The following is a 23,297-nucleotide window of genomic DNA, read 5'->3' on the forward strand; positions in this document are numbered from 1 at the left end:
CCTGCCGGCCACGGACTTCCCGATGCGCGGCGACCTGCCCAGGCGCGAGCCGGCCACGCTGGAGCGCTGGGAGTCCGAAGGCCTGTACGCGCGCCTGCGCGAGCACGCACGGGGGCGCGAGCGCTTCGTGCTGCACGACGGCCCGCCGTACGCCAACGGCGTGATCCACCTCGGCCACGCGGTCAACAAGATCCTCAAGGACATCATCGTCAAGTCGAAGACGCTGGCCGGCTTCGACGCGCCCTACGTCCCGGGCTGGGATTGCCACGGCCTGCCGATCGAGATCGCGATCGAGAAGAAGTACGGCAAGGTCGGGGCGAAGCTCGACGCGGTCGAGTTCCGGCAGAAGTGCCGCGAATACGCCAACGGGCAGATCGACATCCAGCGCAAGGACTTCAAGCGCCTGGGCGTGCTGGGCGACTGGGAACATCCGTACAGGACGCTCGATTTCAAGTACGAGGCCGACGAACTGCGCGCGCTGGCCAAGGTGATCGACAACGGCCATCTGGTGCGCGGGGTCAAGCCGGTGTACTGGTGCTTCGACTGCGGCTCGGCGCTGGCCGAGGCCGAGATCGAGTACCAGGACAAGGTCTCGCCCGCGGTCGATGTCGCCTACGCCGCGCGCGACGCAAAAGCGCTGGCACGGCTGTTCGGCACCGACCTGCCCGAAGGCGTCGAGGTGGTGGTGCCGATCTGGACCACCACGCCGTGGACGCTGCCGGCCTCGCTGGCGGTGTCGCTGGGCGCGGACCTGGAGTATGCGCTGGTCGAAGGCCCGGCACGCGATGGCGGCCGCCGCTGGCTGGTCGTGGCCGAGGGACTCGTGGACAAGGCGCTGCAGCGCTACGGCGTGGACGAGGCGGTCGTGCACGGCCGCGCCACCGGCGCCGCGCTCGAAGGCCAGCTGCTGGCGCATCCGTTCTACGCCGAACGCGACATCCCGCTGATCCTCGCCGACCACGTCTCGGCCGAAGACGGCACCGGCGCGGTGCACACCGCGCCCGGGCACGGCCAGGAGGACTTCGTTGCCGGCCAGAAGTATGGCCTGGTCGGGAAGTACACCGCGGCCCAGCTCAACCCGGTCGACGGCCGCGGCGTGTACCTGCAGTCGACGCCGCCGGCGGGCGACGCGGTGCTCGCCGGCACCCACATCTGGAAGGCCAACGACGCCATCGTCGAGGTGTTGCGCAACAGCGGCGCGCTGCTGGCGTTCTCGAAGATCGAGCACAGCTACCCGCACTGCTGGCGGCACAAGACGCCGGTGGCGTTCCGGGCCACGCCGCAGTGGTTCATCTCGATGGAGCAGGCCAACCTGCGCCGCGACGCGCTCGACGCCATCAAGGGCGTCAAGTGGTATCCGGCCTGGGGCGAGGCGCGCATCGCGGGCATGGTGGAGGGGCGTCCGGACTGGACGATCTCGCGCCAGCGCACCTGGGGCGTGCCGATCGCGCTGTTCGTGCACCGCGAGAGCGGCGAGCCGCATCCGCGCAGCACCGAGATCATGCGTGCGGTGGCCGACCGGGTGGAGCAGGGTGGGGTGGACGTGTGGTATTCGCTCGATCCGGCCGAGCTGCTCGGCGACGAGGCGAAGGACTACGACCGCATCACCGACATCCTCGACGTCTGGTTCGACTCCGGCGTCACCCACGAGGCCGTGCTGCTCGAGCGCGGCCTCGGCAAGCCGGCCGACCTGTACATCGAAGGCTCCGACCAGCATCGCGGCTGGTTCCAGTCGTCATTGCTGACCGGCATCGCGATCGACAAGGCAGCGCCGTACCGGCAGTGCCTGACCCACGGGTTCACCGTCGACGAGCATGGCCGCAAGATGTCCAAGTCGCTGGGCAACGGCATCGAGCCGCAGGAAATCATGAAGACGCTGGGCGCGGACATCCTGCGCCTGTGGATCGCCTCGGCCGACTACAGCAACGAGATGTCGCTGTCGAAGGAAATCCTCAAGCGCAACGCCGACGCCTACCGCCGCATCCGCAACACCGCGCGTTTCCTGCTCGGCAACCTGCACGGCTTCGATCCGCAACGGCACCTGCGCCCGCTCGACGACATGGTCGCGCTGGATCGCTGGATCGTGCATCGCGCCTGGGAAGTGCAGGAGAAGATCACCGCCGCATACGCGCGCTACGACTTCGCCGAAATCGTGCAGGCGCTGCTCAACTTCTGCAGCGTCGACCTAGGCTCGCTGTACCTGGACGTAACCAAGGACCGCCTGTACACGATGCCGGAGGATTCGCGCGGCCGCCGCAGCGCGCAGAGTGCGATGTACCGCATCGCCGAGGCCTTCGTGCGCTGGATTGCGCCGGTGCTCAGCTTCACCGCCGACGAGATGTGGGGCTACCTGCCCGCGCCGGTGGGCGATGCGCGCGAGGACAACGTGCTGTTCGCCACCTGGTACGACGGCCTGGCGCCAATTGCCGGGGACGCAACGCCGTCGGCCAAGGAGTTCGACGCACTGCTGGTGCTGCGCGAGCAGGTTTCGCGCGTGCTCGAACCCATGCGCGCCGGCGGCGCGATCGGCGCGGCGCTGGAGGCGGAGATCGCGCTCAAGTGCGGCGTCTCGGACCAGAACTGGCTGGCGCCGCTGGTCGACGAGCTGCGCTTCCTGTTCATCAGCGGCGATGTGTCCATCGTCGCAGACGGCGACGCGCACGAGATCACCGTGATCGCGCAGCCGACGGAAAAACCCAAGTGCGCGCGCTGCTGGCACCACCGCGCCGACGTGGGCGACAACGCCGCGCATCCGCTGCTGTGCGGGCGCTGTGTGTCCAACATCGAAGGACCGGGCGAAGACCGGAAGTGGTTCTGAGGCATCCCCGGCCGTCGTTCCGCGCAGGTGGAAGACGGTTCACGACAGCCGCGGCCTGGTCATCCAGCAGGCGCGCGCAGGCAAAGTCACTGGATCCCCGCATGCGCGGGGATGACGAGTGGAAAACATGGTCCAACGTCCAAACCCCAACGCGCTGACCTGGCTGGTCCTGTCGGCCGTCGTCATCGCCATCGACCAGTGGACCAAGGCCTGGGTGCTGTCCAGCCTGCCCGAGTACACCCCGGTGCCGGTGATCGACGGCGTCTGGAACTGGTACCGCACCTACAACACGGGCGCGGCGTTCAGCTTCCTGTCCGATGCCGGCGGCTGGCAGACGTGGCTGTTCGCGGCGTTGGCCGTCGGCATCAGCGGGCTTCTGGCGTTCTGGCTGTCGCGCACCCCGCGCAGCGACTGGCGCACGGCGCTGCCGTTCGCGCTGGTCGTGGGCGGCGCGGTAGGCAACGTCATCGACCGTCTCGTCCACGGCCACGTCGTCGACTTCATCCAGTGGTACTGGCGCGACCACTACTGGCCGGCATTCAACATCGCCGATTCGGCGATCGTGGCCGGGGCGGTGGGGATCGCGCTGTTCGGGCTGTTCCAGCGCAAGCCGGAGGCCGGCGGGACGTGAGCCAGCCCTTCTCCCGATTGCGGGAGAAGATGCCCCGAAGGGGCGGATGAGGGCGCTTTTGACTTTGCCGTGTTCAGCCCTGGCTCCGTTCAGGCAAGCAGCGACCTGACCCTCCCTCACCCCATCCCCTCTCCCGTCAACGGGAAAGGGGCGTATGTGCCGTGCGGGAGTTGCCCCGATGACCGGACGGACGGGTTTTAGGGTCTGGTCTCCGGTAAAATCGGGTTCATGGACATCGTCCTTGCCAACCCCCGCGGCTTCTGCGCCGGCGTCGATCGCGCGATCGAGATCGTCAAGCGCGCGATCGAAACGCTGGGCGCGCCGATCTACGTGCGCCACGAGGTGGTGCACAACCGCTACGTGGTCGACGATCTCAAGCAGCGCGGGGCGATCTTCGTCGAGGAACTCGACGAGGTGCCCGACAACGCCACGGTGATCTTCAGCGCCCACGGCGTCTCGCAGGCGGTGCGCAACGAGGCCGGGCGGCGCGGGCTGAAGGTGTTCGACGCGACCTGCCCGCTGGTGACCAAGGTGCATTTCGAGGTGGCCCGCCACTGCCGCGCCGGCCGCGACGTGGTGCTGATCGGCCATGCCGGCCATCCCGAGGTCGAGGGCACGATGGGGCAGTGGAGCCGCGAGCGCGGGACCGGCCGCATCTATCTGGTCGAGGACGTCGAGGACGTGGCGGCGCTGGAAGTCGGCCAGCCGGAGAACTTCGCCTACACCACCCAGACCACGCTGTCGGTCGACGACACCCGTAGCGTGATCGAAGCCCTGCGCGACCGCTTCCCGGCCATCCAGGGCCCGAAGAACGACGACATCTGCTACGCCACCCAGAACCGCCAGGATGCGGTGCGCGAACTGGCCGCCCGGTGCGACCTGGTGCTGGTGGTCGGCTCGCCCAACAGCTCCAACTCCAACCGCCTGCGCGAGCTGGCCGAGCGCGAGGGCGTCGAGGCCTACCTGATCGACGGCGCCGACGAAATCGATCCCGACTGGGTCGACGGCCGCCGCCACATCGGCGTCACCGCGGGTGCCTCGGCTCCCGACGTGCTGGTGCGCGGCGTGATCGAGCGCCTCCAGGCGCTGGGCGCCGCCGGCCTGCGCGAATTGTCCGGCGAGCCGGAAAGCATGGTCTTCGCCCTGCCTAAGGAACTGCGCGTCCAGCTGGTCGATTGACCGCCGCGGCCGCGAAACCTAGAATCCACGGCCCGCGCCGGCCTTTGCCGGCGCCCGTGACAACGCCGGAATAGCTCAGTTGGTAGAGCGGCGCATTCGTAATGCGTAGGTCGCAGGTTCGACTCCTGTTTCCGGCACCACTTCGCAACATTGCGGGCAGGCCCATGGACCCGATCGCCATTGAAGACCTGGCGCTGCTCGAGGTACTGCAGCGGGTCGACCAGTGCCTCCCGCTGGAATCGGGCGACACCAAGATCCACCAGCGGCTGATCGACAGCGGGCTGGTGACCGTCGGCACCGATCCGCTGCAGTTGACCTCCGCCGGCATCGAGCTGTGCAAGTCGCTGCAGCACCGCGTCGCGGCGGATGCGCAGGCGGCGAAGATCGTCGAGCAGCGCCAGAGTGGCGACGCGGCCGTGGAAGGCAATGTCAGCGGATCTGCCGACCTGCCGATGAACGGCGTCGACCCCGACAGCCGCTAGGGCGCATGCAGGCGCGGACGCGCCGGTGATGGCCCGTCCCCCACGCGGATGGCGTTGTCCTTCCCGTGGACACTGGAAACAATGAATGGCGCGTGCGGATGCGCTGGCTCGCCGCGGGCTGCGTGCTGCTTGTCGTGGCCGCCGCGACCGTGCATGCGACCTGGCCGCGCGCGCAGGAGCAGGCGGCCGCCGACGGCGCGGTCGCGGTGCCGTCGCCCGAAGTCACGGAGCCGGACACCACTGCGGCGTCTGATGCCGCGGTTGGGGACGCCGGCTTCACCTTCCTGCGCGACCGGACGCTGCTCACGGCCGAGTACGGCAAGCTGCCCGCGCTGCGCGAGGAGCGCGTACAGGCCGGCACCGGTGCGCGCATCCGTCGCGTGTCCGCCGGCGGCCTGGTGGTGTATTCGCGCTACACGCCGGTCAGCTTCGACAACCGCCTGATCGTCATCCATGGCGAGGACAGCACCAGCGCGCGGATCGAGGAACTGGCCACGGGCAAGGTCGTGCGCAGGCTGCCAAAGATCGGCGAGGTCAACGAGATCCGCTGGCATTACGGCGACGATGCTCCATCGCGCTTCTACTACGTGCGCGACATGCAGTTCCGGCAGATGGACGCGATCACCGGCAAGGACGAGCTGGTGCACGACTTCAGCGCCGATGCGCCGAACGGCGACCAGCTGTTCACCGACGTCGAGGGCGACAGTTCCGACGACAGCCGCTACTGGTGCTGGATGGTGCGGCGGGAGGTGCCGGAGGGCAGCTATCCCGTCGAGCTGCTGGTCAGCTACGACCGCGTCACCGGCACCGTGGCCACCGCGGACGCCGCGCGCCTGGGACGCAGCGAGATGGGCCGGCCCAACACGATCGAATCCTCGCCGCTGGGCACCGCCTGCGTGGTGCACTGGCCGGACGACGAGGGCAGGCCGCAGGCTTGGCGGCGCGACTTCAGCGCCATGATCCGGCCGGTCGCCGTGGATGCCACGCACTCGGGCTGGATCGTCGACGATGAGGGCGACGAATGGTTCGTGTCGCAGAACAACCGCAACGACTGGATCGAGGCCGTGTCGCTGCGCAGCGGCCGCGTGCGCAGGCTGCTGCACCACGGCGACCTGGGATGGGACAACGGCATGCACTTTTCCAAGAGCTACGCCGCGCGCGGCTGGCTGTTGCTGTCGACCTGCAGCCCGGGCAATGCCGAATGGGGCGAGAACCAGCTGGTCATGCTGGGCCTGGACGGCCGCATCCTGCGGATTGCACATACCCACAACGCGTATCCGGGCGACGATGCCTACCGCAACGAGGCCGCCGCCGCGCTGTCCCACGACGGTCGATCCGTGTACTGGACCGGCAACTGGGGCGACGGCAACCGTCGCCGCGACGTCTACGCGATCGACCTGCCGTCGCAGTGGTGGAAGCGCTGAGCCGCTGCGCGACGGCCCTTGCCTGACCGCTGCCCGCGCAGCTGGCGGCCGGGATTCCGCCGTCGCGCCCGTCTCAGCCGGCGGGACGCGACTCCGGTACGCTGTCGACCCGATCAGCAGCTTCCAGGACACCATGGCCAAGGCCCGGACCGCCTACGTCTGCAACGAGTGCGGTGCAGAGTTCAACAAGTGGCAGGGCCAGTGCGGCGAATGCGGGGCGTGGAATTCGCTTTCTGAAATCGTGCTCGAATCGGCCGCCGCGGCGAAGTCCCCGGCCTCGCGGCGCAGCGGCTGGGCGGGCAAGGTCGACGCGCCTAAGGTGACTGCACTCAAGGACGTACGCCACCACGAGGACGCGCGCGTGACCACCGGTATCGGCGAGTTCGACCGCGTGCTCGGTGGTGGCCTGGTCGAAGGCGCGGTGGTGCTGGTTGGCGGCGACCCGGGCATCGGCAAGTCGACGCTGCTGCTGCAGGCCGTGGCACAGATGGCGGCGACGCTGCCGGGCTTGTACGTCACCGGCGAGGAGTCATTGGCGCAGGTGGCCGGGCGCGGTGCGCGGCTGGGGCTGCCGCTGGACGGCGTCGACGCGCTGGCCGAAACCTGCGTCGAGCGCGTGCTCGAACACGCCGCCGCGCGACGGCCGCGGCTGCTGGTCGCCGATTCCATCCAGACCCTGTGGACCGAATCGCTGACCGCCGCGCCCGGTTCGGTCAGCCAGGTGCGCGAATCCGCCGCGCGCCTGGTGCGCTACGCCAAGGAGACCGGCACGGCCGTGTTCCTGGTCGGCCACGTGACCAAGGAAGGCGGCATCGCCGGCCCGCGCGTGCTCGAGCACATGGTCGACGCGGTGCTGTACTTCGAAGGCGACAGCGGCAGCCGCTTCCGCGTGCTGCGCGCGTTCAAGAACCGCTTTGGCGCGGTCAACGAGCTGGGCGTGTTCGCGATGGGCGAGAAGGGCCTGAAGGAAGTGCCGAACCCGTCGGCGATCTTCCTGTCCGGCGGCAGCACCCGCCAGCCCGGCAGCTGCGTGATGGTCACCCGCGAGGGCACGCGGCCGCTGCTGGTGGAGGTACAGGCGCTGGTGGATGCCTCGCCGCTGTCCAACCCGCGCCGCGTCGCGGTGGGGCTGGAAGGCAACCGCCTGGCGATGCTGCTGGCGGTGCTGCACCGCCATGGCGGTGTCGCGGTCGGCGACCAGGACGTGTTCGTCAACGTCGTCGGCGGCATCCGCGTGCAGGAAACCGCGGCCGACCTGCCGGTGCTGCTGGCCGTGCTGTCCTCGCTGCGCGATCAGCCGCTGGCCGACAAGACCATCGCCTTCGGCGAGGTCGGCCTGAGCGGCGAGATCCGCCCGATCCCCAACGGCGAGGAGCGGCTGAAGGAAGCCGCCACGCACGGCTTCAGGCGCGCGATCGTGCCGAAGGCCAATGCGCCGAAGGGTGGCAGCTACAAGGGCATGGAAGTGGTCGCGGTGGAGCGGCTGGCGGACGCGCTGGACGCCGCCTGAGGCCGGGCTGCCCTGTAGGAGCAACTTCAGCCGCGAGCTTTTGGTTCGTAGGAGCGACGGAAGTCGCGAGAGGCTTGCCCCGCGACCCCGGTCGCGACTTCCGTCGCTCCTACAAGACCGACCAAAGCTCGCGGCTGGGAGCCGCTCCTGCAACAGCAGGTTGCTCCGCGGCGGCGCGGCTCAGTGCCGGCCGCCCGCCGCGGCGCCCACTTTCGCCGCGAACGGCGGCTTGGCGAACCAGACGAACACGATCACCACCAGGAACAGGATCCCGAGCAGGTGGAAGATCTCGTTGAAGCCGATCTGCACCGCCTGCTGCGAGATCATCTGGTTGAGCACCAGCGCGCCGCGCTGCACGTCGCCCTGTCCGAGCTGGGTCACTGTCTGCAGCATGCCCGGATCGTGCGCGCCGATGTGTTCGGTCAGCTGCGCATGGTGGATGGTGCTGCGCTGGTTCCAGCCCCAGGTCGTCAGCGACGCGGCGAAGCTGCCGCCCAGGGTGCGCACGAATGTCGCCAGCCCCGAGCCGGCCGCAATCTCGTGCGGCTCAAGGTCCGACAGCAGGATCGTCAGCACCGGCATGAAGAACAGCGCCACGCCCAGGCCCTGCCACAGCTGCACCTCGGCCACGCGGTGGAAGTCGACGTCGAGGTTGAACCCGGCGCGGAAGAAACTGGTGAACGCCATCACGATGAAGGCGAAGGTCGCCAGCCAGCGCAGGTCCATGCGGGTCGCGTACTTGCCCACGAACGGCGTCAGCAGCACCGGCAGGATGCCGATCGGCGCGCTGGCGAAGCCGGCCCAGATCGCGGTGTAGCCCAGGTTGCGCTGCAGCCACAGCGGCACCAGCAGGCCGACGCTGAAGAACGCGGAGTACGCCATCACCATCGCGATCGTGCCGCTGGTGAAGTTGCGGTGGCGGAACAGCTTGAGGTTGACGATCGGGTCCTTGTCGGTGAGTTCCCAGATCACGAACACCACCAGGCCGACCGTCGCGATGATCGCCAGCGCGATGATCTTGGTCGAGTTGAACCAGTCCTCGTCGTTGCCCAGGTCGAGCATGATCTGCAGCGCGCCCACGCCCAGGATCAGCGTGGCCAGGCCGATGTAGTCCATCTTCGGCTTCTCCAGCCGTTCCGGCCGGCCCTTGAGCTGGCGGCCGACGACGACGCTGGAGAAGATGCCGATGGGAATGTTGATGAAGAAGATCCATTCCCAGCTGTAGTTGTCGGTGATCCAGCCGCCGAGGATCGGGCCCGCGATCGGCGCGACCACCGTCACCATCGCCAGCAGCGCGATCGCCTGGCCGCGTTTCTGTGGCGGGTAGATCGAGATCAAAAGCGCCTGCGTGATCGGATACATCGGCCCGGCGACGAAGCCCTGCAGCGCGCGCGCGACCACCAGCTGGCCCATGCTGCTGGCCAGCCCGCACAGGAACGAGGCGATCACGAACGCCAGCGTCGCCCACATGAACAGCTTGCGCTCGCCAAAGCGGCGGGCGAGGAAGCCGGTCAGCGGCAGCGCGATCGCGTTGCTGACCGCGAACGAGGTGATCACCCAGGTCGCCTGGTTGGCGCTGGCACCGAGATTGCCGGAGATGGTGGGCAGCGAGACGTTGGCGATCGTGGTGTCGAGCACCTGCATGAACGACGCCAGCGCCAGCCCGATCGTGGTCAGCGCGAGGTTGGGCGGCGCGAAGCTGCGCGCCGCCGGTTCCGGCGTGGCCGGAAGCCCGAACCGCTCTTCCTGTTCGACGATGCTGGACATGGGGGCGTGTCCGCTCAGCCGTGCGCGCTGTCAGGCAGGTTCTGCTCGATGATCTTCGTGATCAGCACGTTCGCCTCGGAGAGCTGCTTGGCATAGGCGCCGGTCGAGAACAGCGGCTTGCCGCCCTTCGGCGCGCTGCCGGCGAGCACCTTGCCGTCCTGGTCGCGGATCGAGACATCCACGTCCATGCTCAGCCCGATGCGCAGCGGGTGCTCGACCAGCTGCTTCGGATCCAGCTCGATCCGCACCGGCACGCGCTGCACGATCTTGATCCAGTTGCCGCTGGCGTTCTGCGCCGGCAGCAGCGAGAACGCGCTGCCGGTGCCCATGCCGAGGCTGGCGATCCTGCCTTCGTAATTGACGCCGCCGCCGTACAGGTCGGCGTGCACCTCGACCGGCTGGCCGATGCGCATTTTCGTCAGCTGGGTTTCCTTGAAGTTGGCTTCCACCCACATCTGCTCGATCGGCACGATCGTCATCAGCGTGGTGCCCGGCTGCACGCGCTGGCCCAGCTGCACCTGGCGCTGGGCGACGTAACCCGATACCGGCGCGACGATCGAGGCGCGCTGCAGGTTGAGGTAGGCCTGGCGCAGCTGCGAGGCCGCGGCCTGCACCTGCGGCTGCTTCTGCAGCGTGGTGGCGTCGACCAGCGCGCTGCTGCGCGCAAGCTCGCCGTGCGAGGCGGACAGGGCGGCTTCGGCGGCGGCGAGCATGTCGCGGGCGTGGGCGAGTTCCTCGCGCGAGACCGCACCGCTGGCCACCAGTCCTTCGCGACGCTTCACGTCGGCACGCGCCTGCGACACCGCAACCTGGCGCGCCTTGATGTCGGCCTGGCCGGCGTCGACGCTGCTGTACAGGCCGCGCACCTGGCGCACGGTGCCGGCGAGGTTGGCGACGGCCTGGTCGTAGGCGACCTGGGCATCGTTGGGATCGAGTTCCACCAGCGGCTGGCCGGCCTCGACCTTCATGCCGTCGTCGGCGTCGATGGCGATCACCGTCCCTACCGTCTGCGGCACGATGCTCACCACGTTGCCCTGCACGTAGGCGTCGTCGGTGCCCTCGTGCCAGCGCGCGATGAGCAGGTAGTACGCCAGCCAGGCGAGGCCGGCCAGCAGCACCACGGCGGCAACGACCAGCAGCGCGCGGCGGCGCTTGCCGTTCTTCGGCGCGGGCGGCGCGGCGGCGGGGGTGGCGGTGGCTTGCGGATTGATTTCGGACGTCATGGCGTGGGGGCCCTGGCAAGGTCGGGGTTGGTGTCGGAGCGGGGATGCGCGTCGGGGCCGGCGGGCGCGAGGCCGCCGCCCAGCGCGCGGTCGAGGTCGATCGTCGCCGCGTAGCGCTGTGCATTGAGCGCGGTGAGCTGCTGTTCGAGCTGCAGCAGCGGGCGCTGCGCGGAGAGCACGTCGAGCTGGGTGCCGAGCCCGGCGTCGTAGCGCGCGGCTGCGATGTCCAGTGCCGACTGCGCGGCATCGCGCGCCTGCGTGGCCGAGGCGATCTGCGCATCGAGGGCGCGCGCGGCCTGCACCGCGTCGGTGACTTCATGCAGTGCGCCGACCAGGGTCTGGTTGTAGCCGGCGACGGCCAGGTCGTAGTCGGCATCGCGCGCGGCCAGGTTGCTGCGCAGCCGGCCGCCGTCGAAGATCGGCAGGCTGACCGCGGGACCGCCGAAGCCGAGCAGCGCATCGCTGCTGAACAGGTCCGACAGGCCGACCGACGCCAGGCCGGCCAGTGCGCTGAGGTTGACGCTGGGCTTGAACGACGCCTTCGCCGCGTCGATGCCGCGGCTGCTGGCCTCGACGCGCCAGCGCGAGGCGACGACGTCGGGGCGGTGGCCGAGCAGTTCGCTGGGCAGCACGCCGGGCAGCGCCGGCGCGGGTGCCTGCAGCAGTTGCGGGCGCGCGATCTCCAAGCCGCGGTCCGGGCCCTTGCCCAGCAGCGCGGCCAGCGCATTGCGCCCGGCGTCGATCTCCTGTTGCGCGGCCTGGGCCTGTTGCCGTGCCGAGGCGATGAGGCTTTCGGCCTGGCGCAACTGCAGCTGGTTGTCGAGGCCGGCGTCGACGCGCTGCTTGCCCAGGTCGTGCAGGCGCGTGGCGCGCGCCTGCTCGCGCTGCGCCACGTCGAGAGCATCGAAGGCCTGCGCCAGTGCGACGTAGCCGCGGGCGACGTTGGCGGCGAGCGCCAGGCGCGCGGCCTGCGCGTCGACTTCGGTCGCGCGCGCCTGGCCGAGCGCGGCCTCGTATTCGGCGCGCTTGCCGCCCCAGACGTCGAGCGGCCACTTGAAGTTCACCGTCAGCACGGTGTTGTGCATGACCTTGTCGCTCATCTCGCCGGGCGCGAGGGTCTTGGGCAGCTGCGCGACGGCGTACTGCGCGCTGCCGTCGAGGGTCGGGCCGCGGGCCGCGTCGGCGAGGCCGGCCTGGGCCTGGGCCTGGCGCACGCGGGCATCGGCGGCGGCCAGCGAAGGACTGTCCTGCAGCGCTTCGCGGACGAGGGCATCGAGCTGCGGATCGCCCAGTGCCGTCCACCAGTCCGCGGCGGGAAAGGCGGCGTCGCTGAGCGCGTGCGGTTCCAGGCTGCGGCTGCTGGCCAGGGCGTCCGCTTCGACGGCATGGCCCTGCGGCGCAAGCCCGCGGGTGCTTGCGCAGCCGGCCAGCAGCAGCGCTGCGGCAATCGCAGGAAGCACGAAGGACAGCCCGCTGTACGGGCGATGGGGTTGGGCGGCCATGGCTCAGGATTCCGTGGAAGTGAGGTTGTCGCGCGCGCGTTCGAGCAGGCCCGTCAGGACGGCGCGTTCGTCTTCGCTCATGCCCGCCATCGCGCGCTCGCGCACGCGTTCGCCGCACTTGTTGATGTCCTGCCAGATGGCAAGGCCGGATTCGGTGAGCTCGATGTTGAGCGCCCGGCGGTCGGCGGGATCGGCGGTACGCGACACCAGGCCCTTGGCCTCGAGGCGGTCGAGCAGGCGGGTCATCGCCCCCGGATTGACCTCGGCGGCGCGCGCCAGGTCGGTGACGCCGGCGGTGCCCATGGCCAGCTTCTTCAGCGTGATGTACTGGCTGAAGGTCAGGTCATGGCCCAGGTTGGCCAGCTCCAGCTTCATCCGCGCCCACATGGCGTCGCGGACCTGCCGGAACAGGAGGCCAAGGCTGGCGCCGCTGTGGGGGAAGGCGGTGGAATTCATGAGGGGCGGGATTTTGCTCGCCCGGGCAATAGTTGTCAATGCAACTATTGTTCCGGCAACGGGATTCTGTATCCCCGGGATTTACCCATTCACGTGGGGTCAGAGCGTGCGGTGCAGGACCAGTTCCAGCACGAACTTGGTCCCGAAGAAGGACAGCACCAGCAGCGCCATCGCCGCCAGCGTCCAGCGCACCGCCACCGCGCCGCGCCAGCCACGGCGCCAGCGGCCGAGCAGCAGGGCGCCGAACGCCAGCCACGACAGCACGCTGAGCACGGTCTTGTGCACCAGATGCTGGGCGAACAGGTCGTCGACGAACAGCACCCCGGTCAGCAGGGTGGCGGTGAGCAGCACGAAGCCCGCCGCGATGGTGCGGAACAGCAGCGTCTCCAGTTCGGTCAGCGGCGGCAGCACCCGCAGCCAGGCGTGGAAGTCGCGGCGCCGCAGCGCGCGTTCCTGCAGCCACAGCATGATCGCCAGCAGCGCGGCGACCGCCAGCGTGGCGTAGGCGAGCACCGCGCACCAGGCGTGCAGCTGGACGCCCGGGTCCATCGTGTCCACCAGGCGATGTCCGTAGCCGGCGTAGCCGGCGAGCGTCGCCGCCGCGATCGGGAACACCACCACGCCCAGCGTCGCCATCCTGCCGCGCGCGCCGACCAGCAGGGTCAGCAGCGCCATGCCGAGGCCGACCAGCGACAGCGCCGAGAAGAAGTGCAGGTCGGTGCCGCCGGCCGCGCGCCACGCCAGCGCGTGGTGGACGACGTGCAGCGCCACGGCCGGCAGTGCCGGCAGCAGCCAGGCGCGCCCGGGGCCGGGCCGGCCGCGCGCCACGCCCAGCACCAGCGCGATCGTGGCGGCCAGGTAGAGGACGATGGCGATGAGAACGATTGTCATCGGGAAAGTGTCGCACAAGCCCGAGCCCGCGGCGCACGGGATCCCGCACGGCCGGTCCGCACACCTCGCCAAGCTATAATCCGCAGCCGTTTTCCCGAGCGATTCCGCGCCCATGTTCGAATCCCTGACCCAGCGCCTGTCCGGCACCATCGAGCGCCTGCGTGGCCGCGGCCGGCTGACCGAGTCCAACATCAGCGAAGCCCTGCGCGAGGTGCGCATCGCGCTGCTGGAGGCGGACGTCGCGCTGCCGGTGGTGCAGGCGCTGATCCAGCGCATCAAGGTGCGCGCGGTCGGCCAGGAAGTGCTCAAGTCGCTGACCCCCGGCCAGGCGCTGATCAAGGTCGTGCGCGACGAACTGACCCTGGTGATGGGCGCGTCGGCCAACGACCTGGACCTCAACGTCCCGGCGCCGGCCGTGATCCTGATGGCCGGCCTGCAGGGCGCGGGCAAGACCACCACGGTCGCCAAGCTGGCCCGGCACCTGAAGGACAAGCGCAAGAAGAAGGTGATGGTGGTCAGCGCCGACGTCTACCGTCCGGCCGCGATCGAACAGCTCAGGACGCTGGCGCAGCAGGTCGACGTGCAGTTCTTCCCGTCCACCGCCGAACAGAAGCCCGAAGCCATCGTCCGCGCCGCGATCGACGACGCGCGCAAGTCCTTTGCCGACGTGCTGATCGTCGACACCGCCGGCCGCCTCGCGATCGACGAGGCGATGATGGCCGAGATCAAGGCGCTGCATGCCGCGGTCGATCCGGTCGAGACGCTGTTCGTCGTCGACTCGATGACCGGCCAGGACGCGGCCAACACCGCCAAGGCCTTCGGCGAGGCGCTGCCGCTGACCGGCGTGGTGCTGACCAAGACCGACGGCGACGCCCGCGGCGGCGCGGCGCTGAGCGTGCGCTACATCACCGGCAAGCCGATCAAGTTCATCGGCACCGGCGAGAAGGTCGACGGGCTGGATGTGTTCCATCCCGATCGCGTCGCCAGCCGCATCCTCGACATGGGCGACGTGCTGTCGCTGGTCGAGCAGGTGGAAAGCCAGGTCGACAAGGACAAGGCGCAGAAGCTGGCCGAGAAAGTCGCCAAGGGCCGCAAGTTCGACCTCAACGACATGAAGGACCAGCTCGAGCAGATGCAGAACATGGGCGGCCTGGGCGGCCTGATGGACAAGCTGCCGGGCATCGGCAAGATCCCCGACAACGTCAAGGCGCAGGTCACCGGCAAGGAAGTGCCGCGCATGGTCGCGATCATCAACTCGATGACCACGAAGGAGCGCCGCAACCCGGCCCTGCTCAACGGCTCGCGCCGCAAGCGCATCGCCGCCGGCGCCGGCATGAGCCCGGCCGACGTCAACAAGCTGATGAAGCAGTACCAGCAGATGGAAAAGATGATGGGCAAGCTGGGCCGCGGCGGCATGAAGGGCATGATGCGCGGCATGAAGGGCATGATGGGGGGCATGGGCGGCGGGATGCCGTTCCGCTGAGGCGGCGGCGGATGCCGAACCCGGCCGCGCGCGAACTGCCTGTGGGAGCGGCCATGGCCGCGATTGAACCAGCGGCGACCCATCGCGGCCATGGCCGCTCCCACAAGGTCGTGGTGTCCGCCTGCATCGCCGTTGGATGCAGGACTTGAACATCATCCTGTGCAACGGCCGCCGCGCCGAGGCCGCCGACTTGGTGGCGCTGGCGATGCGCAACCATGGCCACTTCACCACGATGCAGGTGCGCGACGGTGCCGTGCGCGGACTCGACCTGCACCTGGCGCGGCTGCGCGAGGCCACCGGGGAGCTGTTCGATGTCGCGCTGGACGACGCGCGCGTGCTCGACGGATTGCGGCGGGGCATGGAGGCGGCCGGCAGCGGCGACTGCACGGCGCGGGTAAGCGTGTGCGCGCGGGAGTTCGAGCGCGCCGCGCAGGCCGCGCAGCCACTGGTGGCCGAGGACCTGGACGTGGTGGTCGCGCTCACGCCGCCCGCCGACCCGGCGCCCGAACCGATGCGCGCGGCCAGCTTCGTGCACGAACGCGCGCTGCCGCACATCAAGCACCTGGGCACCTTTGCCCAGTTCCACCTCGCCCGGCAGGCGCGCGGCCGGGGCTTCGACGACGTGCTGTTCACCGATGCCGACGGCCGGGTCAGCGAGGGGACGGTGTGGAACGTGGGCTTCTGGGACGGCGCCACCGTGACCTGGCCGGACGCCCCGGCGCTGCGCGGGACCTGCGAGCGGCTGCTGCAGGCCGGGCTGGCGGTGCTGGGCGTGGTGCAGGCGCGGCGTGCCGTGGTGCTGGATGAGTTGCCGCGGTTCCGGGCCGCGTTTTCCTGCAATTCGCGCGGGGTGCGGGCGATCGGGGCGGTGGATGCGGTGGCCTTCGCGCCGGACGGCGAGCTGGCGGAACTGCTCGGGCAGGCGCTGGCGCTGCAGCCCTGGCAGCCGGTTGCCGGGGGGCAGGGCAGGGTTTCCTCCGGCCCCGGAATTGGCTAGAATTGCCGGCTTACCTCGCCATCCTGGCGACTGGGCAACACGAGAACACCATGGTCAAGATCCGCCTTACCCGCGGCGGCGCCAAGAAGCGCCCCTTCTACCACATCATCGTCACCGACCACCGCAGCGCGCGCGACGGCCGCAACATCGAGCGCCTGGGTTACTACAACCCGGTCGCCTCGGGCGCCGAGAAGCGCATCGAACTCGACACCGCCCGCGTCGATCACTGGGTCGGGCAGGGCGCGCAGCTGAGCGACAAGGTCCGCAACCTGTACAAGGAAGCGACCAAGGCCGCCGAAGCCGCCCCGGCCGCGCCCGCGGCCTGATCTTCCGGCCGCGCGCCGCGCGGCCAATCCGGCATGGAATCCCAGGCGCGCCGCATCCTGCTGGGCAGGGTCCACGGCGCGTTTGGCGTGCGCGGCGAACTCAAGCTCGAGTCGTTCACCGACCCCGCCAACGCGATCTTCCGCTACCAGCCGTGGGTCCTGCGCGACGCGCAGGGCCACGAACGCGAGCTGGCGGGCGCGCGTGGCCGCGTGACCGCCAAGGGCATCGTTGCCACCTTTCCCGATGTCGCCGACCGCGACGCCGCCGAGGCGCTGCGCGGCAGCGAGGTCTGGGTGCCGCGCTCGGCGCTGCCGCCGCCCGGGCCGGGCGAGTACTACTGGGTGGACCTCGAGGGCCTGCGCGTGGTCAACCAGGAAGGCGCCGACTTCGGCCGCGTCTCGCACCTGTTCTCCACCGGCGCCAACGACGTGCTGGTGGCGGAAGGCGACCGCGAGCGGATGATCCCGTTCCTGCAGCCGGACTACATCGTGTCCATCGACTTCGAGGCCGGCGTGGTCACCGTCGACTGGGACCCGGAGTTCTGAGGCGCCATGCGCATCGACATCGTCAGCCTGTTCCCCGAGTTCGTCGCCCAGGTCGCCGGCCACGGCGTGGTCGGGCGCGCGCAGGAGCGCGGCCTGCTGGCGCTGCACGGCTGGAACCCGCGCGACCACGCCGAGGGCAACTACCGCCGCGTCGATGACCGCCCCTTCGGCGGCGGCCCGGGCATGGTGATGATGATCGACCCGCTGCGCGCCTGCCTGTCCGCCGCGCGCGCGGCCGACCCCGCACCGGCCCGCGTCATCTACCTCAGCCCGCAGGGTCGGCCGCTGACCCAGGCCCGGGTCCGTGCGCTGGCCGCCGAACCGCGCCTGGTCCTGCTGTGCGGCCGCTACGAGGGCGTCGACGAGCGCCTGCTGGCGGCCGAGGTCGACGAGGAAATCTCCATCGGCGACTACGTCCTGTCCGGCGGCGAGCTGGCCGCGGCGGTGGTGGTCGATGCCGTGGCCCGGCTCCAGGAGGGCGCCCTGAACGACGCCGAATCCGCCATCCAGGACAGTTTCGAGGGCGACGGCCTGCTCGACTGCCCGCATTACACACGCCCGGTCGAGCATGCACTGGGCGTCGTGCCGCCGGTCCTGCTGTCCGGCAACCACGCCGAAATCGCCCGCTGGCGCCGCAAGCAGGCCCTGGGCCGCACCTGGCTGCGGCGCCCGGACCTGCTGGACCGCGGGGCGCTGCCGGCCGGCGACCGCAGGTTGCTGGAGGAGTTTCTGGGGGAGCAGGGGCTGGGGCTCGGGGACTCGGGACTTCAGCCCCCAGCCTCTAAACCCTAGCCCCGCAAAGAGTTTTCCCGCTATAATCCCCGGCTTCGCTCCACCCATGCCATGACGCGGGTCCACGTGCACTCGCGCAACAACAACGCCCAAAGGGCACTCCAACAGGCATCCAACCAAAGGCATCACCGCAATGAACAAGCCCTCGCTCAACACGCTGCTGCAGGAATTCGAAACCGGACAGGCGCAGCGCAAGCTGCCGGAATTCGGCCCGGGCGACACCGTCGTCGTCAACGTCAAGGTCAAGGAAGGCAACCGCGAGCGCGTCCAGGCCTACGAGGGCGTGGTCATCGGCAGGAAGAACGCCGGCCTCAACTCCGCCTTCACCGTGCGCAAGATCTCGCACGGCTACGGCGTCGAGCGCGTGTTCCAGGTGCACAGCGCCGCGATCGAGTCGGTCACCGTGAAGCGCCGTGGCGCCGTGCGCGCCGGCAAGCTGTACTACCTGCGTGGGCTGGAAGGCCGCAAGGCGCGCATCAAGGAAGACCTCGCCGGCAACGCCAAGGCGCGTGCCGCCGCGAAGGCTGCCGCAGAAGCCGCCGCCGAGTAATCCTGCGGCGTCCCGATGCGCGAACGGCCACCTTCGGGTGGCCGTTTTCGTTTGTGGCGCCGCGTCTGCGCTGTCCGGGCGCGGCCATTTAGTTGATCGATCGCTCCCGCTCGCGGCCACGCAGCCACGCAGCCACGGCGTCAAGGCGTCAAGGCGGATTGCCGGCGCGCGTATAGGTCGCGACATCGCCTTGGCGGTCACGCAGCCGCAGTTCATGCGCGTCTATGGCGATGCTGTACTCGAACGGTCCCGGACCATCCCCGCGGGCAACGATGACGAGCCGACAGCCCTCGACCGACACGTTGCATCGATCACATCGGGGCGATCGTGCAACCACGAGTCGAACCTGCGCGACTGGCCATCGACCGAGAACGACATCGCCTCGAAAAAACCGGGGCCTCCCGTGTTGAGCCACGCGCCAGTCAGCCGGTCTTCCAGTCCGGTGCACTCCCCGTCGCCGGCTGCGAAGAGCGGGCTGGCCCATGCCAGTCCAAGCACCAGCCAGCAAAGCCAGCCAGGCCCGGTCCGGCGCACGGATCGGTGCCGCAACACGATCACGATCGCGGTCCCTGGTCCGCCACCGGCGCCGAAACGTGCGCGGGTACCTCCGACGGCACGGCGACCTTGTCCGGGTCCGGTTCCAGCATCTTCGCCTTGCGCCAGTTGCCCCAGCGGTAGTACGCCATCGACATCAGCATCGAGCACAGCGCGCTGACCGGGAAGCTCCACCAGATCGCGTCCACGCCCAGCGCCGGCTGCAGCAGGCTGGCGAACGGGATGCGGATGCCCCACATCGCGATCCCCAGCATCACCAGCGGCGGAATCACCGCTCCAGTCGCGCGTACCACGCCGGAGATGACGAAGCTCACGCCGAAGAACAGGAACGACCACACCGCGATGTGGTTGAGGTGGCGGCCGTGCTCGAGCGCAGCGCTGCCGTCGGGCAGGAACAGCGACAGGGTGGTGTGGTCGAACAGGATCACCGGTGCGATCAGCGCGCCGGTCATCAGGAAGTTGAATATCGTGCCCGTGCGCGCGGTGGCGTCGACGCGGTCCCAGCGCGCCGCGCCCACGTTCTGCGCGGCCATCGACGAACACGCCGCGCCGATCGCCATCGCCGGCATCTGGATGTAGGTCCACAGCTGCAGCGCGGCGCCGTAGGCGGAGGCGTAGTCGACGCCGTAGGCATTGACCATGCTGATCATCATGATCATCGCCAGCGAGATCACGATCATCTGCAGGCCCATCGGCACGCCCTTGACCACCAGCGCGCGCAGGATCGCGATGTCCGGCTTGTAGACCGAATTCTCGTGGCGGCTGATCCATAGCGGATGGCGGCGATGGCGCAGCCACAGCAGCATCGCGGACAGGCTGACGAGGTTGGCGACCAGGGTCGATGTCGCCGAGCCGGCGATGCCCATCTCCGGGAGCGGCCCGATCCCGAAGATCAGCAGCGGGTTCAGCACGATGTCCAGCACCACCGCCAGCATCAGGAACACGAACGGCGTGCGCGTGTCGCCGGCGCCGCGCAGGATCGCCGACAGGAACGCGAACATGTACAGGAACGGCACTGCCATGAAGATGATGCGCAGGTAGGCCTCGGCCAGCGCAAGCGATTCGGCGGGCGTGCTCATCCACACCAGGATGTGCCGCGACAACGGCATGCCGGCGAATGCGATCACCAGCGACACGCAGAAGAAGAACGTCGCGCTGGTGCCGATCACGCGCTTGGCCTGCGCGGTGTCCTTTGCGCCCATTGCCTGGCCGACCAGGATGGTCGCGGCCATGCCGACGCCGAACACCGCGCCGATCAGGAAGAACATGATGTTGTTGGCGTTCGCCGTCGCGGTGAGCGCCTCCTCGCCGAGGAAGCGCCCGACCCAGATGGCGTTGACCGAGCCGTTGAGCGACTGCAGCACGTTGCCGCCCATGATCGGCAGTGCGAATACGAACAGCGTGCGCCCGATCGGGCCCTGGGTGAGGTCGCGCGTCCTGGCTGTTTTCGGCATCGCGGCATCTTGCCAGAGCCCGCGTGACGATTCGGCGCGAGTGGATGCGCGGGGATGGGGCACAATGGAGGTCCTCGAAGACCCGGGGTGGCATGTGGTGCGGATCGCAACCGGACTTCTTCTCCTTGGCCTGCTGGCCGGCTGTGCTAGTACCTACGACGCACCGGTCGACGCGGGATCGCCATTCCCGCCGTGGTGCGCGGACATCGCGCGTCGCCATGCCGAAATGCCCGCGCCGCGCGACGGGCGCAAGTCGGACGTGCGCCTCCCGCCCGAGTGCACGGAGGCGACGAACGCACCGCTGTTCCCGCCGCGCAAGCCGGCGCCCCTGCCCGGAGGGTGAACCGGCGCGCATTGCGTGCGCGCTGCGTGGACCGGCGTGCACGTGCGATGCAGGCGGGGCGCGCTAGGATGCCCGCCATCGTGGATCGCGCCCGGAGAAGCTTGCGAACGGGACGCGGCCGCAACCGGTGGGAGACCCGCACCCGATGACCGCGACGACGAGGCTCGACATCTGGCTCTGGGCGGCGCGGTTCTACCGCACCCGCAGCTTGTCCAAGCAGGCGGTCGAGACCGGCAAGGTCGAGGTCGGTGGCGAGCGCGCCAAGGCCTCGCGCGGCGTGCGCGTGGGCGATGCGCTGCGGATTGTGCGCGGAGAAGAGATCTTCGAGGTCGAAGTCGCCGCGCTCGGCGAGCAGCGCGGACCGGCCGTGGTGGCGCGGACGATGTACGTCGAGTCCGAAGCCTCGCGCGTGGCGCGCGAAAGCCGCCTGGCCGAACTGCGCGCCGCGCGCGCCGGCTACCAGGCGCCGCAGGGCAAGCCGGACAAGCGCGCACGGCGGCTGATCCGCGCGCTGGGCGACATCGACGCGTCCTGACCGCGTGAGACTGCCCTGGCAGGAGCGGCTTCAGCCGCGAGCTCTGGGTTCCGTTGGTAGGAGCGACGGAAGTCGCGACCGGGTTCGCGGAGGAAGCCTTCGCGACTTCCGTCGCTCCTACACAAGCAGAGGCTTCGCGGCTGGGGCCGCTCCTGCAGGATTCCGAACGCAACGAAAAACGCCGGCAGGCGAACCTGCCGGCGTCCGTCCGACGCGGGGGGCGTCCTTACGACGTGACCGGCGACTCCTCCTCGCCCAGGCTGTTGGGCGAGGTCGTGCCGGCAAACGCACCCAGCTTGCGCAGCGCCGCCGCGACGCCCGCGCCGTAGGCCGGGTCGGCCTTGGTGCAGTTGTCGACGTGGCGCTGCTTGATGAAGTCAGGCGCGTCGCCCATCGCGCGGGCGGTGTTGTCGAACAGCACCTGCTGCTGCTCCGGCGTCATCAGCCGGAACAGGTCTCCGGGCTGCTTGTAGTAGTTGTCGTCGTTGTCGCGGTAGTTCCACCAGTCGGCATCGCCGTTGATCTTCAGCGGCGGCTCGCGGTACTGCGGCTGCTCCTGCCACTGGTTGAAGCTGTTGGGCTCGTAGTGGAGCACGCCGCCGTAGTTGCCGTCGGCGCGGCCCTGGCCGTCGCGGTGGTTGCTATGCACCGGGCAGCGCGCGGCGTTGACCGGGATCTGGTGGTAGTTCACGCCCAGCCGGTAGCGCTGCGCGTCGGCGTAATTGAACAGGCGCGCCTGCAGCATCTTGTCCGGCGAGGGCGCGATGCCCGGCACCAGGTTGCTCGGCGCGAACGCGACCTGTTCGACGTCGGCGAAGAAGTTTTCGGGATTGCGGTTGAGCTCGAACTCGCCGACCTCGATCAGCGGGTAGTCGCCCTTGGGCCACACCTTGGTCAGGTCGAAGGGATGGTAGGGCACCTTCTCCGCGTCGGTCTCCGGCATCACCTGGATGTACAGCTTCCATTTCGGGAAATCGCCGCGGTCGATCGCGTCGTACAGGTCGCGCTGGTGGCTCTCGCGGTCGTTGCCGATGATCTCGGCGGCCTCGGCGTCGGTCAGGTTCTTGATGCCCTGCTGGGTGCGGAAGTGGAACTTCACCCAGAAGCGCTCGCCGGCCTCGTTCCAGAAGCTGTAGGTGTGCGAGCCGAAGCCGTGCATGTGGCGGTAGCTGGCCGGGATGCCGCGGTCGCTCATCACGATGGTGACCTGGTGCAGCGTCTCGGGCTGCAGCGTCCACCAGTCCCAGTTGTAGGTGGCCGAGCGCAGGTTGGTGCGCGGGTCGCGCTTGACCGCCTTGTTGAGGTCGGGGAACTTGCGCGGGTCGCGGATGAAGAACACCGGGGTGTTGTTGCCCACCATGTCCCAGTTGCCTTCCTCGGTGTAGAACTTCAGCGCGAAGCCGCGGATGTCGCGCTCGGCGTCGGCCGCGCCGCGTTCGCCGGCCACGGTGGTGAAGCGGGCGAACATCTCGGTCTGCTTGCCGACCTTGGAGAAGATCGCCGCGCGCGTGTATCTGGTGATGTCGTTGGTGACGGTGAAGGTGCCGAAGGCGCCGGAGCCCTTGGCGTGCATGCGCCGCTCCGGGATCACCTCGCGCACGAAGTTGGCCAGCTTCTCGTTGAGCCACACGTCCTGCGACAGCAGCGGGCCGCGCGGACCGGCGGTCAGGCTGTTCTGGTTGTCCGGCACCGGGGCGCCGAACTGGGTGGTGAGATGGGTGGGCTTGGGCTTGTCGGAGGGCTTGCTCATGGCGCTGGCTCCAGCAGGTGATGACGAACCACCAAGCTAGCCCGGTTGCGCAGAAAGGGGAAATCGAACGAAGTGAAGCAACC

General features: G+C 69.4%; 21 protein-coding genes and 1 tRNA gene. 15 read left to right on the forward strand and 7 right to left on the reverse strand.

The genetic code is table 11. The features are described from left to right. Positions 1-22: 22 nt before the first annotated feature. The 7 genes from ileS to radA all read left to right on the forward strand — a co-directional run bounded on the left by ileS (position 23) and on the right by radA (position 8,044). Positions 23-2,818 carry an isoleucine--tRNA ligase gene (ileS, locus tag ABD679_RS07850; RefSeq protein WP_344759561.1) on the forward strand — a complete coding sequence of 932 codons (2,796 nt, stop codon included), beginning with the start codon at positions 23-25 and terminating at the stop codon, positions 2,816-2,818. A gap of 127 nt (positions 2,819-2,945) precedes the next feature. Then, positions 2,946-3,449, forward strand: coding sequence for a signal peptidase II (lspA, locus tag ABD679_RS07855; protein ID WP_344759399.1), 504 nt, complete (start codon positions 2,946-2,948; stop codon positions 3,447-3,449). Between the two features lie 228 nt (positions 3,450-3,677). After that, positions 3,678-4,628: a 4-hydroxy-3-methylbut-2-enyl diphosphate reductase gene (ispH, locus tag ABD679_RS07860; RefSeq protein ID WP_344759400.1), complete on the forward strand. Its 951-nt coding sequence runs from the start codon at positions 3,678-3,680 to the stop codon at positions 4,626-4,628. Positions 4,629-4,692: 64 nt separating this feature from the next. Then, a tRNA-Thr gene (locus ABD679_RS07865) sits at positions 4,693-4,768 on the forward strand. A 24-nt stretch (positions 4,769-4,792) separates the two neighbouring features. Continuing rightward, entirely contained in the window at positions 4,793-5,110 is a 318-nt protein-coding gene (locus ABD679_RS07870) for a hypothetical protein (protein WP_344759401.1), read from the forward strand. Between the two features lie 92 nt (positions 5,111-5,202). Then, a complete protein-coding gene (locus ABD679_RS07875) occupies positions 5,203-6,534 on the forward strand; it encodes a hypothetical protein (protein ID WP_344759402.1) in 1,332 nt (443 codons plus the stop codon). Between the two features lie 133 nt (positions 6,535-6,667). Then, positions 6,668-8,044, forward strand: coding sequence for a DNA repair protein RadA (gene radA, locus ABD679_RS07880; RefSeq protein WP_344759403.1), 1,377 nt, complete (start codon positions 6,668-6,670; stop codon positions 8,042-8,044). 180 nt (positions 8,045-8,224) lie between these two features. Here the strand turns inward: radA and ABD679_RS07885 are convergent, their stop codons facing one another. The 5 genes from ABD679_RS07885 to ABD679_RS07905 form a co-directional block, all read right to left on the reverse strand. Beyond that, positions 8,225-9,829 (reverse strand): DHA2 family efflux MFS transporter permease subunit, encoded by a 1,605-nt coding sequence (locus ABD679_RS07885; RefSeq protein ID WP_425561873.1) that lies wholly within the window; start codon positions 9,827-9,829, stop codon positions 8,225-8,227. Further along, positions 9,826-11,022: an HlyD family secretion protein gene (locus ABD679_RS07890; RefSeq protein ID WP_344759562.1), complete on the reverse strand. Its 1,197-nt coding sequence runs from the start codon at positions 11,020-11,022 to the stop codon at positions 9,826-9,828. The genes ABD679_RS07885 and ABD679_RS07890 overlap by 4 nt, the downstream gene beginning before the upstream one ends. Positions 11,023-11,030: 8 nt before the next feature. Further along, complete coding sequence (locus tag ABD679_RS07895) at positions 11,031-12,536, reverse strand: efflux transporter outer membrane subunit (RefSeq protein WP_344759405.1); 1,506 nt, start codon at positions 12,534-12,536, stop codon at positions 11,031-11,033. A 3-nt stretch (positions 12,537-12,539) separates the two neighbouring features. Next, a complete protein-coding gene (locus ABD679_RS07900; protein ID WP_344759406.1) occupies positions 12,540-12,992 on the reverse strand; it encodes a MarR family winged helix-turn-helix transcriptional regulator in 453 nt (150 codons plus the stop codon). Positions 12,993-13,091: 99 nt separating this feature from the next. Then, entirely contained in the window at positions 13,092-13,883 is a 792-nt protein-coding gene (locus ABD679_RS07905; protein WP_344759407.1) for a cytochrome C assembly family protein, read from the reverse strand. A 112-nt stretch (positions 13,884-13,995) separates the two neighbouring features. On the opposite strand from ABD679_RS07905, the gene ffh reads away from it, so the two are divergent. The 6 genes from ffh to rplS all read left to right on the forward strand — a co-directional run bounded on the left by ffh (position 13,996) and on the right by rplS (position 18,577). Next, the gene (gene ffh / locus ABD679_RS07910) at positions 13,996-15,366 is read left to right on the forward strand and encodes a signal recognition particle protein (protein ID WP_344759408.1); all 1,371 of its coding nucleotides are present in this window, start codon (positions 13,996-13,998) and stop codon (positions 15,364-15,366) included. A 145-nt stretch (positions 15,367-15,511) separates the two neighbouring features. Further along, on the forward strand, positions 15,512-16,363 hold the full coding sequence (locus ABD679_RS07915; protein WP_344759409.1) for an aminotransferase class IV family protein: 852 nt from the start codon (positions 15,512-15,514) through the stop codon (positions 16,361-16,363). Positions 16,364-16,413: 50 nt separating this feature from the next. Further along, complete coding sequence (gene rpsP, locus ABD679_RS07920; RefSeq protein ID WP_344759410.1) at positions 16,414-16,689, forward strand: 30S ribosomal protein S16; 276 nt, start codon at positions 16,414-16,416, stop codon at positions 16,687-16,689. A 33-nt stretch (positions 16,690-16,722) separates the two neighbouring features. After that, positions 16,723-17,235, forward strand: coding sequence for a ribosome maturation factor RimM (gene rimM, locus ABD679_RS07925; RefSeq protein WP_344759411.1), 513 nt, complete (start codon positions 16,723-16,725; stop codon positions 17,233-17,235). Between the two features lie 6 nt (positions 17,236-17,241). Next, the gene (gene trmD, locus ABD679_RS07930) at positions 17,242-18,027 is read left to right on the forward strand and encodes a tRNA (guanosine(37)-N1)-methyltransferase TrmD (protein WP_344759412.1); all 786 of its coding nucleotides are present in this window, start codon (positions 17,242-17,244) and stop codon (positions 18,025-18,027) included. 133 nt (positions 18,028-18,160) lie between these two features. After that, on the forward strand, positions 18,161-18,577 hold the full coding sequence (gene rplS, locus ABD679_RS07935; RefSeq protein ID WP_425561865.1) for a 50S ribosomal protein L19: 417 nt from the start codon (positions 18,161-18,163) through the stop codon (positions 18,575-18,577). 554 nt (positions 18,578-19,131) lie between these two features. Here rplS and ABD679_RS07940 read toward each other — a convergent pair. Further along, positions 19,132-20,586 carry an MATE family efflux transporter gene (locus ABD679_RS07940; protein ID WP_344759413.1) on the reverse strand — a complete coding sequence of 485 codons (1,455 nt, stop codon included), beginning with the start codon at positions 20,584-20,586 and terminating at the stop codon, positions 19,132-19,134. A gap of 64 nt (positions 20,587-20,650) precedes the next feature. Here ABD679_RS07940 and ABD679_RS07945 point away from each other — a divergent pair, with 64 nt between their 5' ends. Further along, positions 20,651-20,929, forward strand: a complete 279-nt coding sequence (locus ABD679_RS07945; protein ID WP_344759414.1) for a hypothetical protein — start codon at positions 20,651-20,653, stop codon at positions 20,927-20,929. Positions 20,930-21,074: 145 nt separating this feature from the next. Then, complete coding sequence (locus tag ABD679_RS07950; protein ID WP_344759415.1) at positions 21,075-21,464, forward strand: RNA-binding S4 domain-containing protein; 390 nt, start codon at positions 21,075-21,077, stop codon at positions 21,462-21,464. Between the two features lie 226 nt (positions 21,465-21,690). Here ABD679_RS07950 and ABD679_RS07955 read toward each other — a convergent pair whose 3' ends face one another. Then, a complete protein-coding gene (locus ABD679_RS07955; protein WP_344759416.1) occupies positions 21,691-23,214 on the reverse strand; it encodes a catalase in 1,524 nt (507 codons plus the stop codon). Positions 23,215-23,297 lie beyond the last annotated feature (83 nt).

The organism is Luteimonas lutimaris, from assembly GCF_039537065.1.
Lineage (GTDB): Bacteria > Pseudomonadota > Gammaproteobacteria > Xanthomonadales > Xanthomonadaceae > Luteimonas > Luteimonas lutimaris.